Genomic DNA, 14,045 nt, shown 5'->3' with positions numbered 1-14,045 from the left:
CTCGCGGCCGGCGCTCACGTGGTCGGTGCCGGACCGTCGGTCCCTTCCTGCTGAGCGATCCGCTCGAGGTCGCCGTCCGGATCGCCGACGAGCACCACCGAGCCACCCCCACTCCAGGCGTGCATCGCCCCGATGAGCATCTGCTCGACGGCGGCTCCGCGAGCATCGAGCATCACGCGCCCGCCGCCGGTGGGTACCAGGAGATCCCGCGTCCCCTCGCTGGTCAGGAGGGCCGCAGCCGGCCCGTCGGTGTGAGGAACAGGCTGGATGAGCACGTCCGGCTGGCTCATCAGCTCGGCAGCGCCGTCCAGTGCGCCGGGTGGGACGTCCTCGACGGACATCGCCAATGCCGGCAGGGCGATCACGATCGTGACGTCGGCTGTGCGATCACTCGATGTTTCCGTGGTCACCAGCACGTCCGCGCCACCGGCCTCAGTGCTGAGCGAGCCGGCAGGTGTGACGGAGGCGCCGCAGGCCCAAGCAGCCAGCGCCCAGACGGCGGTCCGCCAGTGGGCGGGCAGGTCGAGGGTGACACTTCCGCCAACCTCGAGGTCAGCCTCGTCGGTGAGCAGGTTGGCGGCCTTCGCCACCCAGTTCGCGAGCACCCTCCCGGTCAGCTCCACGCGTTCCCCGCCGGGTCCGTACCACGTCAGCCGAGGCCGGCCCGGTTCGCTGGTCCATCGGTCGAGAAGTGTTGCGATTCCTGGCACCGGGGCAGGATACGCGCCTGGGACGGATCTTGCTCGATATCACTTCTGGGCTTGACTTTCCACGGATGACACGCGTGTAATTTAGGGCAAGCAGTCAGTGCGGGATCAGCAGCCCCGCACACTGTAGGTCGGACGATTGGGGCAGCTGTGTGGAACATCCTAGGCGAGGGGCCGCTCACCTCCGGTGTGCCGCAGCCCGCGCCACGGCCTGAGCGTCCCTTCACACTCGGCGAGGTCTTCGAAGACGAAGGCGCGCTCTCGTGGCAGGAGCGTGCCTTGTGCGCGCAGACCGACCCGGAGGCGTTCTTCCCGGAGAAGGGTGGATCGACGCGTGAGGCGAAGCGTGTGTGCGTGTCCTGCGAGGTGCGCGCCGAGTGCTTGGAGTACGCCCTGGCCCATGACGAACGGTTCGGCATCTGGGGTGGACTCTCCGAGCGGGAGCGGCGCAAGCTGAAGCGCCGCGCCATCTGAACACACCAGAGCCCAGCGATGCCTTCATGACCACGAGCGAGACCCGCCTGCGCGCGGTCGTCGTCGCATCTGTGGCCTCTCGTCATCTTCCACACACCTTGGCGGCGCTCGCCGCCCAGACCCGGCCCGCCGACGACATCCTGATCGCCGCACTCGGTTCTGGGGCGGGCACATCCGCCGGCGATTGGGAAGACGTTGTCTCCGAGGCGGGCCTCGACCGGCGGAAGGTACGGGTCGTCCCCGTCCCGGGCGCTCTCACCTTCGGCGCAGCGGTGCGCCGTGCATTGAGCGCCGCCGAGCAGGCGACCGCTCAGGAGAATCGGGGACAGGACGGCCCGGCCGAGGAAGCTGAGCGGCATTCTTGGCTGTGGCTGCTGCACGACGACTCCGCCCCCGCTCCCGATGCGACCGCACAGCTCCTGCGCACCATCGAAGCGTCGAACGCGATCTCGGTGGTCGGCTGCAAGCAGGTCGACTGGGACCAGCCCGACCGGCTCATCTCGGTGGGCGTGCGAGCCACTCCTGGCGGGCTGAGGTTCACCGGTATCGAGGACCGCGAGATCGACCAGGGCCAGCACGATGGCAGGGAAGACGTGCTCGCCGTCGGCACGGCCGGCATGCTCATCCGCACGGAGGTGTGGCACCTCCTCGGCGGCCCGGACCCGGCGCTCGGACCGTTCGAGGACGGACGAGATCTCTGTCAGCGAGCCCGGCTCGCCGGGCATCGGGTGGTCGTCGCCCCGGCCGCAGTCGTCCGGCACGCCCGCTTGTCCTATCGGGGCCTGCGTGAGGATGGTCATCGACGGCCCGACCCACGCCGGTCCTTTCGTGCCCGCCGGGTGGCAGCCCTGCACCTCCGGCTGAGCAGCGCTCCGCCGATCCTCGTCCCACTGCTCGCGATCGTCGCCGTGCTCGCGGGGCTGGTGCGGGCGCTGTGGCGTGTCAGCACCAAGGAGCTGACGCTCACCGTCCACGAGCTCGTGGCGCCGCTGGTCGTGCTCGCGCGGCCCGCCGCGATCGCCCGGGCGCGTCGCCGTGCCCGGCGCAGCCGGCGACTGCCGCGGCGACGCCTGCGTCCGTTGCAAGCAAGCTGGCGGGACGTCTGGCGGCTGCGACGAGATCGCCGGCTCCTGCGTTCAGCCGCACGCCGTGCAGCCCGGACACCCAGCGAGCTGGAGATGGCCGAACGGGCCGCCGTCGCGCGACGGCGGCGTCTCACGCTGGGATTCGTGCTGCTGGTCAGCGGCGCCCTCGCGGCTGTGACCGTCGTTCCCGCGACCTTGGCCGGGCCCCTCGTCGGCGGGGCCCTGCTACCCGCCGATGCCGATCTGGCGGGCACCTGGCAGGCCGCCACCTCGGCCTGGATCGCCTCCGGTGACGGGCAGAGCGGACCACCGGACCCGTTGCTGATGGTGCTGACGGTCGTCTCCCTGCTGACCGGTGGTGCCTGGGGAGTCCCGCTGCACACAGGCGTCTCGATCGTGCTCGCGCTCGCGATCCCGCTGGCTGCTCTCGCCGCCTGGTTCGCGGCCGGTGCTGCGAGCCGCTCGGTGCTGATCAGGGCGTGGGTCGCGCTGACCTGGGCACTCGGACCGGCGCTGCTGCTCGGCATCGGTGCCGGCCGGGTCGGTGCCGTGCTGGCACACGTGATGCTCCCGCTGGTGCTGCTGGCCGTGGTCCGCTCGCTCGGACTCGACCGACGCGACGTCATCATCTCCGGCATGGTGGGAGCGCAGCGGCTGCCGCGCGCGCGGGCGGCCCGAGGGGTCAGTGCCCGGGAGGCGAAGCGGGCACGCCTGGCGGCACTGGCCGAGGTCGGCGATGACGAGACCGATGCCGATGAGGTGCGCCGGCCTGAGAAACGCCCGCGCACGGAGCCCTCGGAGGAGGTACCCAGCGCCACTGTCGTCTCCCGGGTCTCCCGGGCGGGTTCCCTGGGTGCCGCGGCCGCGGCCGGGCTCGGTTTCGCCGTGGTGGTCGCCGGTGCCCCCGTCCTGCTGGGTGCCGGTGTACTGGCAGTGATCGTGCTCGCGGTGGTGCTCGGGCGGCGCCGGCGGCTCCCTGTGGGCCGGGGACGGCTCGTCCTCGTTCTCCTCCCGGCCGTGACGTTGATGCTGCCGCTCGGCGTGCATGCCCTCGGGAACGAGCAGTCGTGGCGCGTGTTGCTCGCCGACCCCGGTGCGGGCCTGGCCAGCGACGCCGGTCCAGCATGGCTCCGGCTGCTTGCGTGGCCCCAGGAGCCGGCGTCGGCTCCGTTCCTGGCCAATGATGTAGCTGCCTACGTGCCGATGGCGACGACGGGCGTCCTGGCCGTCGTCGCCCTTCTGGCCCTGCTGCGCGGTGCGGGCCGGTCCCGCCCGGTGCGCCTGGGATGGCTGCTGGTGAGCGTGGGTGTGGTGACGGCGGAGGTCTCCGTACGAGTCGCCGTCGCGCTCGGCCGCAACACCTCGGGTGAGATTGCCGAGGTTCACGGTTGGGCGGGACCAGGAACCTCCCTGACCTTGGCGGGCCTGCTGATCGCCGCGGTGTGCGGTGTGGACGGTCTGCGTGGCGCTCTCTCGGGAGCCAGCTTCGGATGGCGGCAGGTGAGTGCCGCCGTCGGCACCGTCGTGATCACGCTCGCTCTGGTGACCACGGGCGTGACCCACAGCGCACGCGTTCTCGCCGAACGGGACGGCCAGATCGAGAACGAGACCATGCTCGTGCACGGCAGGGGAGCCGCACCGGTGCCGGCACTCGCTCAGGAACTGCAGGGCTCGACACAGCAGGCCCGCGTCCTCGCGCTGACCCCCACCGCCGACGGGGTCGATGCCCAGATCTGGCGCAGTAGCGGCCCCCAGCTCACCGAGAGCTCGACTGTGACGGACCTGCGACGGTGGCAGGCCGCACTCGAAGGCGAGAGCGACGCGGCCACGCACGAGGTAGCGACCGTAGTGGCTGAGTTGACGCAGGGCACCGCCACGGAAGCGGCCAGCACGCTGGCCGAGCATGCGATCGCCGTGATCGTGGTGCCGGCGACGTCGGACGTCACCCGCGCGCCACTCGACACGGCTGCCCGGGGCCGGCTCATTCCCCTGCTGGACTCCGTGGCCGGGCTGGACCGGGTGACCGAGAACACCTCCGGCGTGATCTGGCGGGTGCGTGCCTCGCAAGAGGCCACTGACGCCGACATCGCCCGTGCGCAAATCCTCGACGGGGACGGCACCCTGGTGGCCAACGTTCCCTCCATAGGTGGTTCGATCGGTGGGCCGATCAGCGCCGACGGCACCGACCGGGCAGTGGTCCTCGCCGAACGCGCCGATCCCTCCTGGCGCGCCTGGCTCGGCGGAACCCCGTTGCGATCCATCGAGTCCGACTGGCGGCAGGCCTTCGCGATACCGGATGGGGCTCGTGGAGAGCTGGTGGTCGCCTACCAGCCCACCTGGCACCTACCGTGGCAGATCCTGGCGCTCGCCGTCTTCGGACTCACGGCCCTGCTCGCCCTGCCGACCCGTCGCCGTCGAGGGGAGGACGGATGACCGGCTCACCAGTGTCCCGCCTGCGTCGCGTCCTCTCCGGGATCGGCCGGCTGATCACCGCCGTCTTCGTGCTGGCACTCGCCGCCGGCCTCGTCCTGGCTGCGAGTTGGCGCCCTCCGGCATCGCCGGGTGCCATCGAACCCATGCAGATCGATGTGGGTGCAGCACCCCTGACACTCGTCTGCCCGCCTGCCCCCGTGCTCCCCACCGGCGACGGCGGCGACCTCGACTACGACGACCAGTTCGACACCGCCGGTGAGACCACGCTCGCCGACCTTGGGGTGGTACTCGGCCGTGACGGCGCCGAACCCGAACCAGCGACGGGCGGGAGCATCGGCACCGGCGGCAGCGCCATCCCGGCGGTGGGTTCGCTTCGCCTCCTGACCACCGAGGACCCGGAGCCGCTACAGCTGCAGGCCGAGCCATCTGCCCAGGAGACAGCGTTTGCCGCTGGTGCATCCCTCTCCCGGACTGACACCGGTGACCTACGCGGGCTGACTGCGGCGCCATGCATCGTGCCGACATCCTCGGCCTGGCTGGTGGGAGGGCAGACCGAGCTCGGTTCCAGTGCGCGGCTGACGCTGACCAACCCGGGCGAGACCGCCGCGACCGTGACCGTGCAGGCGTGGGGGAGTGTCGGTCCGGTCGAGCCGGTGACGCTGGCCCTCGAACCCGGAGGTGTCAGCAGCGTGCTGCTGGAGGCCGTGACGCTGGAACCGCGCCTCGGAGTGCACGTCAGCAGCGAGGGCGGGCGATTCACCGCCTCGATCCAGGAGACCGTCCTCGACGGCCTGGTCTCGCAGGGAAGTGACGTGATCACGGCGGCTGCGGACCCGAGTACGGAGTTGCATGTGGGTCCGATCCCGGTGCTGGCGGACGCCGGGACGGCGGTGCTCCGGCTGTTGAACCCGGGGGAGGAACCGGCCGAGGTCTCGATCGACGTACTCGCCGAGGGGGTGAGCACTCTCTCCGGAACTGACGCTCTGGTGATCGAGCCCGGCACTGTGGCCGACATTGCACTCGACGGTATCGACGAGGGAACGGCCGCGCTGCGGATCACCAGCGACCAGCCGGTCACCGGTGGTGCGTTGATCGTGAGGCAAGGCGGTCCGAGCGAACTGGACCCTGATCAGAGCCTGGCCGAGCGAGCCTGGCTACCCGCCACCGACCCCGCCGGTCACGGGCTCCTTGCGCTCCCCGCCAACGGCGCGCTCGTCGATGAGGTGGCTCTCGCGCTGACCAACCCGGGCACGGAGGATCAGACGGTCGCCGTGCACACGGTCGACGCAGACGGGCAACGGTCAGGCCCCGTCGAGATCAGAATCCCCGCCGGCAGCACCACGGGTCTGGGCGATCTGGACGTGAACGGGGCGGTCGCCGTCGATATCTCCGGTACTCAGGTGCTCGCGACGGCCACCCTGAGCGCTACCACGGACCAGGGCACGATGGTGGGCTTGCTGCCGATGACGCCCGATGCGCATTCCGACCAGAGCGTCACGGTCCACGTCGGTACGAACTGAGGCCTCACGCCCGGTAGTCCGGGTCGATGTCCTCCGGACTGCGGCTGAGCATGTGGGCGATCTGCTCGACCAGCACATCCCGCACCAGGGAGGCGAGCTCGACCTCGTCTTCCACCCGGGCGACCACGGGACGCCGGTAGACGACGATCCGGTGCGGGAGGCCCGCGGCAGAGTCGGCCGGGAAGTACCGGCCGAGCGGAACTGCACCGACTTCCCACGGGGCCGGTGCACTCGGTGGGACCTCCTCGACCCCGACCTCCAGCCCGTCCAGCTCGTTGCCCAGATTGCGTTCGACATGCTCGAGCGTCATGAGCACGGACTCGTCGAAGCGCTGCGAACGGGTGCGCCAGCCGGGGAGTGCGGGCGGGATCAGCGGGCCCCGCATACCGCGCCCGTGCCGGTCCCGCCGCCGGGGAGGGCTCGCGTAGGCAGACCCGTGCGGAACCAGTGGGCGGAAGATGGAGGACACGACCCCAGCCTGCCAGATCCCGCTCGGCGTGGCCCGCTGCAGGCAGGCACCTACGGGAAGGTAACGTGGCACCCGTGAGACCGACCCGAGGGTGCAGCCGTTCTGCGTGCGCGGAGCCAGCCGTGGCCACGCTCACCTACGTGTACTCGGACTCCACCGCGGTGCTCGGCCCGCTGGCCACCCACGCCGAACCGCACACCTACGACCTGTGTGCCCACCACGCCGAACGGCTCACCGTGCCCCGCGGATGGGACGTGGTGCGCCTGGCCACCGAGTTCGAGCCCGCCCCGCCCAGCTCGGACGATCTGCTCGCGCTCGCCGATGCGGTGCGGGAGGCCTCCCGTACCCCTCCGCCGAGCAGTGTTCCGGCGGCGCGGGGGCCGGTGGTGCCGGCTCCGGTGACGCAGTCACGGCAGGCTCCCGATGCCGGGCGGCGAGGACATCTGCGGGTGATCCGGGGCGAGGAAGACTGACGGGCGCGCGATTCGGCCCCAGACAGTGCAGGCGATAGGCTCCTGGAGTGTCTGACCTGAGTGCGATCGTCAAAGCCTACGACGTGCGTGGCGTCGTCCCCGACGAGCTGGACGAGGAGTGCGCCCAAGCGCTGGGTGCCGCGTTCGCCGATGTGGCCGCAGCGCCCGACGGCGGCACCTTGGTAGCTGTCGGTTATGACATGCGTGATTCCTCACCCGGGTTGGCTGCGGCATTTGCCGAAGGTGCTGCGTGGCGCGGCGTGGACGTGGTGATGATCGGCTTGTGCTCGACCGACGGGCTCTACTACGTCTCCGGGTCGCGTGGCATCGCCGGGGCGATGTTCACCGCCAGCCACAACCCCGCCCAGTACAACGGCATCAAGATGTGTCACCCGGGTGCGCGGCCCGTCGGTCGTGGGGCGGGCCTGGAGCAGGTGCAGCATCTCGCCGAGCAGTACCTGGACGAGGGAATCCCCGCTGCCGAGCGGCAAGGTGAGATCCGCACCGAGGACACTCTCGCCGATTACGCCCAGCATCTGCGATCTCTCGTCGGGTTGGACGGGCAGCGTCCGTTGAAGGTGGTCATCGATGCAGGCAATGGGATGGCGGGCCTGACAGCCGGCGCAGTGCTCGGCACCGAGGCCGGGCTGCCCGATCTGGGTCTCGAGATCGTGCCGATGTACTTCGAGCTCGATGGGACCTTCCCGAACCACGAAGCGAACCCGCTCGATCCGGACAACCTCATCGACCTGCAGACGGCCGTGATCGGCGAACAGGCCGACATCGGTCTCGCCTTCGACGGGGATGCCGACCGGTGCTTCGTGATCGACGAGCGCGGTGTGGCCGTGAACCCGTCGGCCGTGACAGCTTTGGTCGGCCTGCGGGAGCTGGAGAAGGAGAAGGCGGCGGGACGTGAGGCCACCGTGATCCACAACCTCATCACCTCGCGAGCGGTACCTGAGCTGATCGAGGCGGCCGGTGGGAGAGCCGTCCGTACCAGGGTGGGGCACTCCTTCATCAAGGCGCAGATGGCCGAGGAACAGGCCGTGTTCGGTGGCGAGCACAGCGCCCACTACTACTTCCGCGACTTCTGGTTCGCCGACACCGGGATGCTGGCGGCGATGCATGTGCTGCAGGCGCTCGGCTCCAGCTCTGCGACACTCTCGGAGCTGTCGGAGATCTACACCCCGTACTACTCATCGGGCGAGATCAACTCCCGCGTGAGCGATCCAGAGGCCGCGCTCCAGCGTGTCCGGGACGCCTTCGCGGATGACATCGCCTCGGGGGTGGTGGCCGTGGAGGAGTTCGACGGCGTCACGTTCAGCCACTGGGATGCCGCGCCGCGCTGGTGGTTCAACCTGCGTTCCTCCAACACCGAACCGTTGCTGCGGTTGAATGTCGAGGCGCATGACGAGGACATTCTGGCGAAGATCACTGACGGGGTGCTCGCCGTGGTGCGGGAGGGGCAGGAGGATGACGATGAGTGACGAGGTACGCGAGGTTCTTCCGACCGAGCTGGTGGCGATTCTGCGGTGCCCGGTGACCGGGTCGGCGATTCGAGAGAGCACCGGTTCGGACGGTGCTCCGCTGCTCGTCAATGAGGACGCGAAGCGGCCACTTGCGTACCCGATCCGTGCGGGTGTGCCGCTGCTGTTGGCGCACGAGGCGACGCCAGTGTCTCCAGCGAACTGATGGTGGCTCTCGGGGTGACGGCTGGGTGGAACCTGGTCAGTGCGGGCGGGTGAACGCTAGGTTCCTGATTGTCTCCACGAACTCTGCGGCGTCGTGGTGCCAATTCACGTTGGCCTCAACGTAGCGGTAGCCGGACTCGGCGAGCGCGCGCCGCTGCTCCTCATCACGGGCCAGATCACGCAGGGCTGCCACCGTGGCCTCGACATCTCCGAAGCCAACGACGAACCCGCCACCTGAGGCTTGCACGAGTTCAGCCGAACTGTGGTTCGGTGTGGTGATCACCGGGACTCCGTGGGCCAGGTACTCGGCGATCTTCGTCGGCAGTGAGTGAGCGTAGTTTGGCTGGTCGTGCAGCAGCGCCAGGCCCGCAAGAGCGCCGTCGAGCATCTGTGTCGCCTCGTCGTTCGGCACGAATCCGAGCCAGGTGAGCACGCCCGATGCGTGCGCGGCCTCGAGTTCGGGTTCCATAGTCGCATCGGCGGGGCCAATAAGCGTGACCTGCAACTCGGGGGCAGCCCGGGCCACCTCGATCATCTCTCGGCCACCCCGCGGAGTGGTGATGCTACCCAGGTAGACCACACGTGTGTCGCCAGGCGGCTCGGGTGGGCTCTCAGGCACCCAGTTCGAGTTCGGGATCACCGGATGAGGGCGGCGAAACCGTTCAGCGTAGCTGTGCTCGGCGAGCAGGAGCGAGAAGCGCTTCTCCGCGAGATGCTCCGCCATCTGGATCAGCCAGCGGAGAGGACGGCGTAGTACGGGTGGTACCCACTCCCGCATGCCGATCGCGGCAGCCGTATCCTCGTGGACGTCCCAGACGATTCGACCGTCCTTGTTGCCGAGTCCAGCGGCGGCCACGAGCAGGTCGGGATCGTGCAGGATGATGATGTCGGCGCTCTTGCCGACGCGCCGGATCATGGACCGTGCGCGCAGGACGGCGCGGAGGCGGCGGCGTCCACGAGCCCGGGGAAGATCGATCCCGCGCACACCAGGTGGGGGAGTCCGACCGAACGCGCGGAACGGTGCCGCGTACGTGACGTACATTCCTGCGGCCGTCAGCGCGGGAATCTGCCGATGCCGGATGCGGGCGTCTTCCGGATCGTGCACCGTCGTGACGACGAGGATGCGGATAGGGCGTGATGGAGGAAGCAGCGTGGCTCACCTACGTTGCTTCAGCTCGTGGGCGTAGCGGTCCATGACCTCGTCGGTCGGGCCGTCGTCGATCACCTGGCCCTGGTCCATCCAGATCGCGCGGTCGCAGGTGTTGCGGATGGCGCGCATGGAGTGGCTGACCAGGAACACGGTGCCGGCGCGATCGCGGATCTGCTCGATGCGCTCCTGGCTGCGTGCGCGGAACGCCGCATCACCGGTGGCGAGGGCTTCGTCGATCATCAGCACGTCGGGGATCGCCGCCGTGGAGATCGCGAACCGCAGGCGCGCGGCCATGCCCGAGGAGTAGGCTTTCATCGGTAGGTGCACGAAGTCCTTGATGCCGGCGAACTCGACGATTTCGTCGAACTTCTCCTCGACCTGCGCCTTCGTGAGTCCGAGGGCGAGGCCACCGATCATGATGTTGCGCTCACCCGTGAGGGAACGGACCAGTGCGGCGTTCACACCGAGTAGGGCAGAGGTACCGGCGACGTAGACATCCCCGGAACTGACGGGCATGAGTCCTGCCACAGCGCGCAGCAGTGTGCTCTTGCCGGCGCCGTTCAAGCCGACGATCCCGATCGACTCACCGTGGTGCGCCGTGAACGAGACCCCGCGAACAGCATGGACCTCCGTGACGGCGCCGACGTGGCGCCGGCTCCGGTTGAACATCGCGCGGAAGCGCCCGTGTTCGGCGGTCGACTGGCGGCGGCCACCGAACACCCGGTACTTGACGTGGACGTCGTCCACGACGACCGAGGGTGTACCGATGAGGTGCGGGGCGGAGTGCTCGCCGGACTCGTCGAGCCCTTCATCCAGGTCGTGGTCGACCTCGTCGAAGTCGCGCTCATCGAAGTTCTGCGGGTCAGTCGCGGCCATACTCGTCCTCCGCGCTCCAGAACACGAGAATTCCGATGACGGCGAACAGGACTGCCCAGCCGACCGCGGCCCCCCACAACGGCACGGTCATCGGAATCTCCTCCATGAGACAGGACCGGACCAGAGTGAGGTACACCGCGAAGGGCTGGTACTCCAGGATCGTGCCGACGGTGCCGGAGACGTAGGCCTGGATCGAGAAGAACACTCCGGAGACGTAGCGCAGCAGCCGCGTGCCGACCGGGATCAGATTGCGCAGGTCGCGGGCTGCGACGACGATGCGGGCCACCATGAGGCAACCACCGGCTGTGAACACCAGGATCACGGCCAACGCCACGGGTAGCAGCAGCCATCGCCAGGTGAGCGGCTCACCACTGATCAGCACGATGGCCAGCATCACCCCGACTGCGGGAAGCAGCGTCAGCATTTCCGAGACGGCGACTGATATCGGCAGCACGGCCCGAGGGAAACTGATGGCCCGCACGAGATCGATGTTGTTGATGATCGACGTCGCACCAGAGTTGATCGCTGCTGACAGCGAAAGGAAGATGAAGATCCCGATGATGAGGAAGGCCGGGAAGTTGTCGAGTTCGCGTGTGGTGTCGAGGACGACGCCAAAGACCAGGTAGTAGACCGCAGCCAGTGTGAGTGGGCTCAGGATCACCCAGAGTTGGCCGAGGTAGTTGTTCTGGTTACGCGAGTAGGACCTCGCGTGCGACATCGTCCAGAGGAACGCCCGGCGTGACCAGAGCTGCCGCAGGTACTGGCCGAAGCCCGGGCGCTCGCCTACCTTGGTCAGCCCGTGCTCTCGTGCGAGGGCCGCCAGCTCGGAGACGTCGTCCCCGGATGCCTGGCGCGCCATTACGCCGCGGCTCCGGTTGATTCGGAACTGCACACCACTCGGAATCTCCTCAGGGCCGACAACTCAGCACAGCATACGACGCCTCGCTTCGACGGGGACGCAGCTGTTGTGACCTAGATGACCGCGAGTTCCCGAGTAGGTCCTTGCAGTACCCGGCGGGCGATCGCGGGGTACGGGTCGTACCCAGGCCCGTGCAGGGGCGAGTGGAAGAGGGCCAGCGGGGGCTCGCTGTGGTAGCGCCATAGCGCCCAGGTGGCGTTGGTTGCGTCACGCCGCCGTGGCACGAAGGCCACAGTGGCGACGCCGTCGCTGCCGATCGCCCCGACGAAGCGAGCGGCCAACTCGGCCAGGCCTGGCCAGGGCAGCGCGTTCAGGCCGACTGTTGCTGCGCCGTCGGAGAGCATCGGGGACCGCCCGATCTGCACCTGCTCACCCTCAGCGGGCACGGTACCGGGGTCCAGGTGCCGCGACGTGAGCAGTTCTGGCGTGTTCAGGCGGGTAGTGAGAGACGCCAGGGGAGCGTGGGCGCGGCGGGCGGCTACGTGGTGCTCCACCAGTTCGCCCAGCCCGGTGCGGCCATCTCCCACGATCGTCAGCGGCACCCGCAGCTGTGCGGCGAGGAGCGTGGTTGCGTCCATCAAGAGCACGCACGCCGGGTCGAACGGGGTCTCTACCATCGTGGCACGCGATTTCTCTACGGCGGCCCAGTGCTCTTCCAGCTGGTCGCCGGACTCGATCCGCACGGTTCGCGTGCTGCCGTCGGCGCGAGGGGTGTGCAGCAGCCAGTGCCGCCACGGTTTGCCCGCCAGTTCGAGAGCCCGCTCCTGCTGTCCGGAACGCAACCGGTGCCGCGCCATGACCCGGATCCCGGAGGCTCTCGCGTATCGGTGCATCACTGACGGGTTGCGCCCGACCTCGCCCGCGAGCACGGTGCGGTCGTAGCGCTCGGCGGCCTGCTCGTTCCCACCGTCGCGCCTGTGGATCAGCCCACCTTCGGGGATCGCGAACTCGGCATCGGTGTCGATCGAGCGAAAGGTCGCCAGCAGGTACTCGTTGTCCAGCGAGCGCAGCGTTGCCCCTAGGGCGTGGCCATCCGATGGCGACGGGGCTGGTGGTCGGTAGGAAGGCCGAGCCAGTTCGGTGACCTCGTCCATGTGGACAGTGACGGCGCCCGGTGCACTCTCCTCGCGCAAGGTGTGGGCGGGGATGGTCGATTCGACGCGCCAATGTGCGGCCAGTTCCAGCTCGTCCAATGGCACGGGCGTGCCGTACATCGGGTAGACGTGCATCGGCATCTCGTTGTTCAGGTTGACTTCGCACACGACGGCGCGCTGCTCATCGAGGGGTGCGTCCAGGCGCTCCAGCAGGATGTCGACCCCGGCGTGCAACGAGCTGGAGAAGAAGGAAGCTGCCCGTTCGGCCAGGGCCGTGATCTCCGGGTGCAGGAACGGGTGCACCTCGTAGCTGTCGCCACCGGCGGAGAGATTGGCGACGTGGTGGAGCAGCACCCGTTGACCCGCCGGGAGGATGCTGGCGGGCGTCAAGCCCTGGTGGGCGAGGAACCGATCCTTTTCTTCACTGAGAATGATGGGCTGGTGACGCAAGTAGTCGCTCTGGGACCTCAACTCGTTCTTGGCTGCCACGAGTTCAGCGATCGTCGAGCGACCGTCACCGACGACGTTGGCGGGCACCCGCAGCGTGGCCGCCACCGAACGTCCCTCCAGCACGCTGATCCGTAGGTCCACGCCGTGAACCATCTCCTCGACGAGTACGCCACGCCCCGCAGCGAGGACCGGCGCTGCCGCCGCGTGTGCCTGGTCGAGGGACGTGATGTCGGTGACCACACCGGTGCCTCCGCTCCCGGTCACGGGCTTGACGACGACCGGCGGGCCGATCGCTCGAAAGGCCTCGACGAGGCCATCGGCATCGCGGGCCTCGAGACCGCGTGCCAGGGGGATGTCGTGACGGGCGAGGATCCGGCGAGTCAGGTGCTTGCGGTTGGTGGTGGCGCGATCCAGGTACAGGACGCGGGAGGACATGTTCTTGAAGAAGCCCAGCGCACGGGACTCGTCCTGGAGAACCCGCACCAACGGATCCATCCGGATACTCTCGAGCCCTTGCCGCCGAGCCGCCTCTTCCAGGCGGACGACGTCGAGTTCGCGCTTGAGCACCTCGTGGTGAGGTTCGTAGACCTGGGGGCGCAATGATGCAAGCAGGCCGAGATTGGCCAGGACATGCGCTTCCACCGAGCCACGGACAGGGTTGCCCGTTCTCGCCGATGAATCGTCGGCACCATGGGTCACGGCGC

General features: G+C 68.9%; 12 protein-coding genes. 6 read left to right on the top strand and 6 right to left on the bottom strand.

The genetic code is table 11. From position 1 onward, the window contains the following. Positions 1-14 precede the first annotated feature (14 nt). Positions 15-710 carry a TIGR03089 family protein gene (locus tag FV560_RS04475; RefSeq protein WP_159619815.1) on the bottom strand — a complete coding sequence of 232 codons (696 nt, stop codon included), beginning with the start codon at positions 708-710 and terminating at the stop codon, positions 15-17. 186 nt (positions 711-896) lie between these two features. On the opposite strand from FV560_RS04475, the gene FV560_RS04470 reads away from it, so the two are divergent. From FV560_RS04470 to FV560_RS04460, 3 genes are read left to right on the top strand one after another with little or no spacing between them, the layout of a single operon-like run. Further along, positions 897-1,181 (top strand): WhiB family transcriptional regulator, encoded by a 285-nt coding sequence (locus tag FV560_RS04470; RefSeq protein WP_159620243.1) that lies wholly within the window; start codon positions 897-899, stop codon positions 1,179-1,181. 26 nt (positions 1,182-1,207) lie between these two features. Beyond that, a complete protein-coding gene (locus FV560_RS04465; protein WP_159619813.1) occupies positions 1,208-4,699 on the top strand; it encodes a glycosyltransferase in 3,492 nt (1,163 codons plus the stop codon). Then, positions 4,696-6,219 carry a DUF5719 family protein gene (locus FV560_RS04460; protein ID WP_159619811.1) on the top strand — a complete coding sequence of 508 codons (1,524 nt, stop codon included), beginning with the start codon at positions 4,696-4,698 and terminating at the stop codon, positions 6,217-6,219. The genes FV560_RS04465 and FV560_RS04460 overlap by 4 nt, the downstream gene beginning before the upstream one ends. Positions 6,220-6,223: 4 nt before the next feature. Here FV560_RS04460 and FV560_RS04455 read toward each other — a convergent pair whose 3' ends face one another. Then, positions 6,224-6,688, bottom strand: a complete 465-nt coding sequence (locus FV560_RS04455) for a metallopeptidase family protein (RefSeq protein WP_235019925.1) — start codon at positions 6,686-6,688, stop codon at positions 6,224-6,226. A 74-nt stretch (positions 6,689-6,762) separates the two neighbouring features. Here FV560_RS04455 and FV560_RS04450 point away from each other — a divergent pair, with 74 nt between their 5' ends. From FV560_RS04450 to FV560_RS04440, 3 genes are read left to right on the top strand one after another with little or no spacing between them, the layout of a single operon-like run. Beyond that, positions 6,763-7,161 (top strand): DUF3499 domain-containing protein, encoded by a 399-nt coding sequence (locus tag FV560_RS04450; protein WP_159619809.1) that lies wholly within the window; start codon positions 6,763-6,765, stop codon positions 7,159-7,161. A gap of 47 nt (positions 7,162-7,208) precedes the next feature. Beyond that, positions 7,209-8,648 (top strand): phosphomannomutase/phosphoglucomutase, encoded by a 1,440-nt coding sequence (locus tag FV560_RS04445; protein ID WP_159619807.1) that lies wholly within the window; start codon positions 7,209-7,211, stop codon positions 8,646-8,648. Then, the gene (locus FV560_RS04440; protein ID WP_200837529.1) at positions 8,641-8,853 is read left to right on the top strand and encodes a Trm112 family protein; all 213 of its coding nucleotides are present in this window, start codon (positions 8,641-8,643) and stop codon (positions 8,851-8,853) included. Before FV560_RS04445 ends, FV560_RS04440 begins: the two co-directional genes overlap by 8 nt. A gap of 36 nt (positions 8,854-8,889) precedes the next feature. On the opposite strand, the gene FV560_RS04435 is transcribed toward FV560_RS04440, so the two are convergent. The 4 genes from FV560_RS04435 to FV560_RS04420 form a co-directional block, all read right to left on the bottom strand. After that, entirely contained in the window at positions 8,890-9,957 is a 1,068-nt protein-coding gene (locus tag FV560_RS04435; RefSeq protein WP_159619803.1) for a glycosyltransferase family protein, read from the bottom strand. A gap of 51 nt (positions 9,958-10,008) precedes the next feature. Beyond that, positions 10,009-10,878 (bottom strand): ABC transporter ATP-binding protein, encoded by an 870-nt coding sequence (locus tag FV560_RS04430; RefSeq protein WP_159619801.1) that lies wholly within the window; start codon positions 10,876-10,878, stop codon positions 10,009-10,011. Beyond that, on the bottom strand, positions 10,865-11,737 hold the full coding sequence (locus FV560_RS04425; RefSeq protein ID WP_159619799.1) for an ABC transporter permease: 873 nt from the start codon (positions 11,735-11,737) through the stop codon (positions 10,865-10,867). Before FV560_RS04425 ends, FV560_RS04430 begins: the two co-directional genes overlap by 14 nt. A gap of 113 nt (positions 11,738-11,850) precedes the next feature. Then, positions 11,851-14,040: a hypothetical protein gene (locus FV560_RS04420; protein WP_159619797.1), complete on the bottom strand. Its 2,190-nt coding sequence runs from the start codon at positions 14,038-14,040 to the stop codon at positions 11,851-11,853. Positions 14,041-14,045 lie beyond the last annotated feature (5 nt).

The sequence above is a fragment of the Ruania rhizosphaerae genome (assembly GCF_009805705.1).
Taxonomy (GTDB): domain Bacteria; phylum Actinomycetota; class Actinomycetes; order Actinomycetales; family Beutenbergiaceae; genus Ruania; species Ruania rhizosphaerae.
Note: the sequence above shows the minus strand (reverse complement) of the source record. Positions and strands in the feature narration are given on the sequence as shown.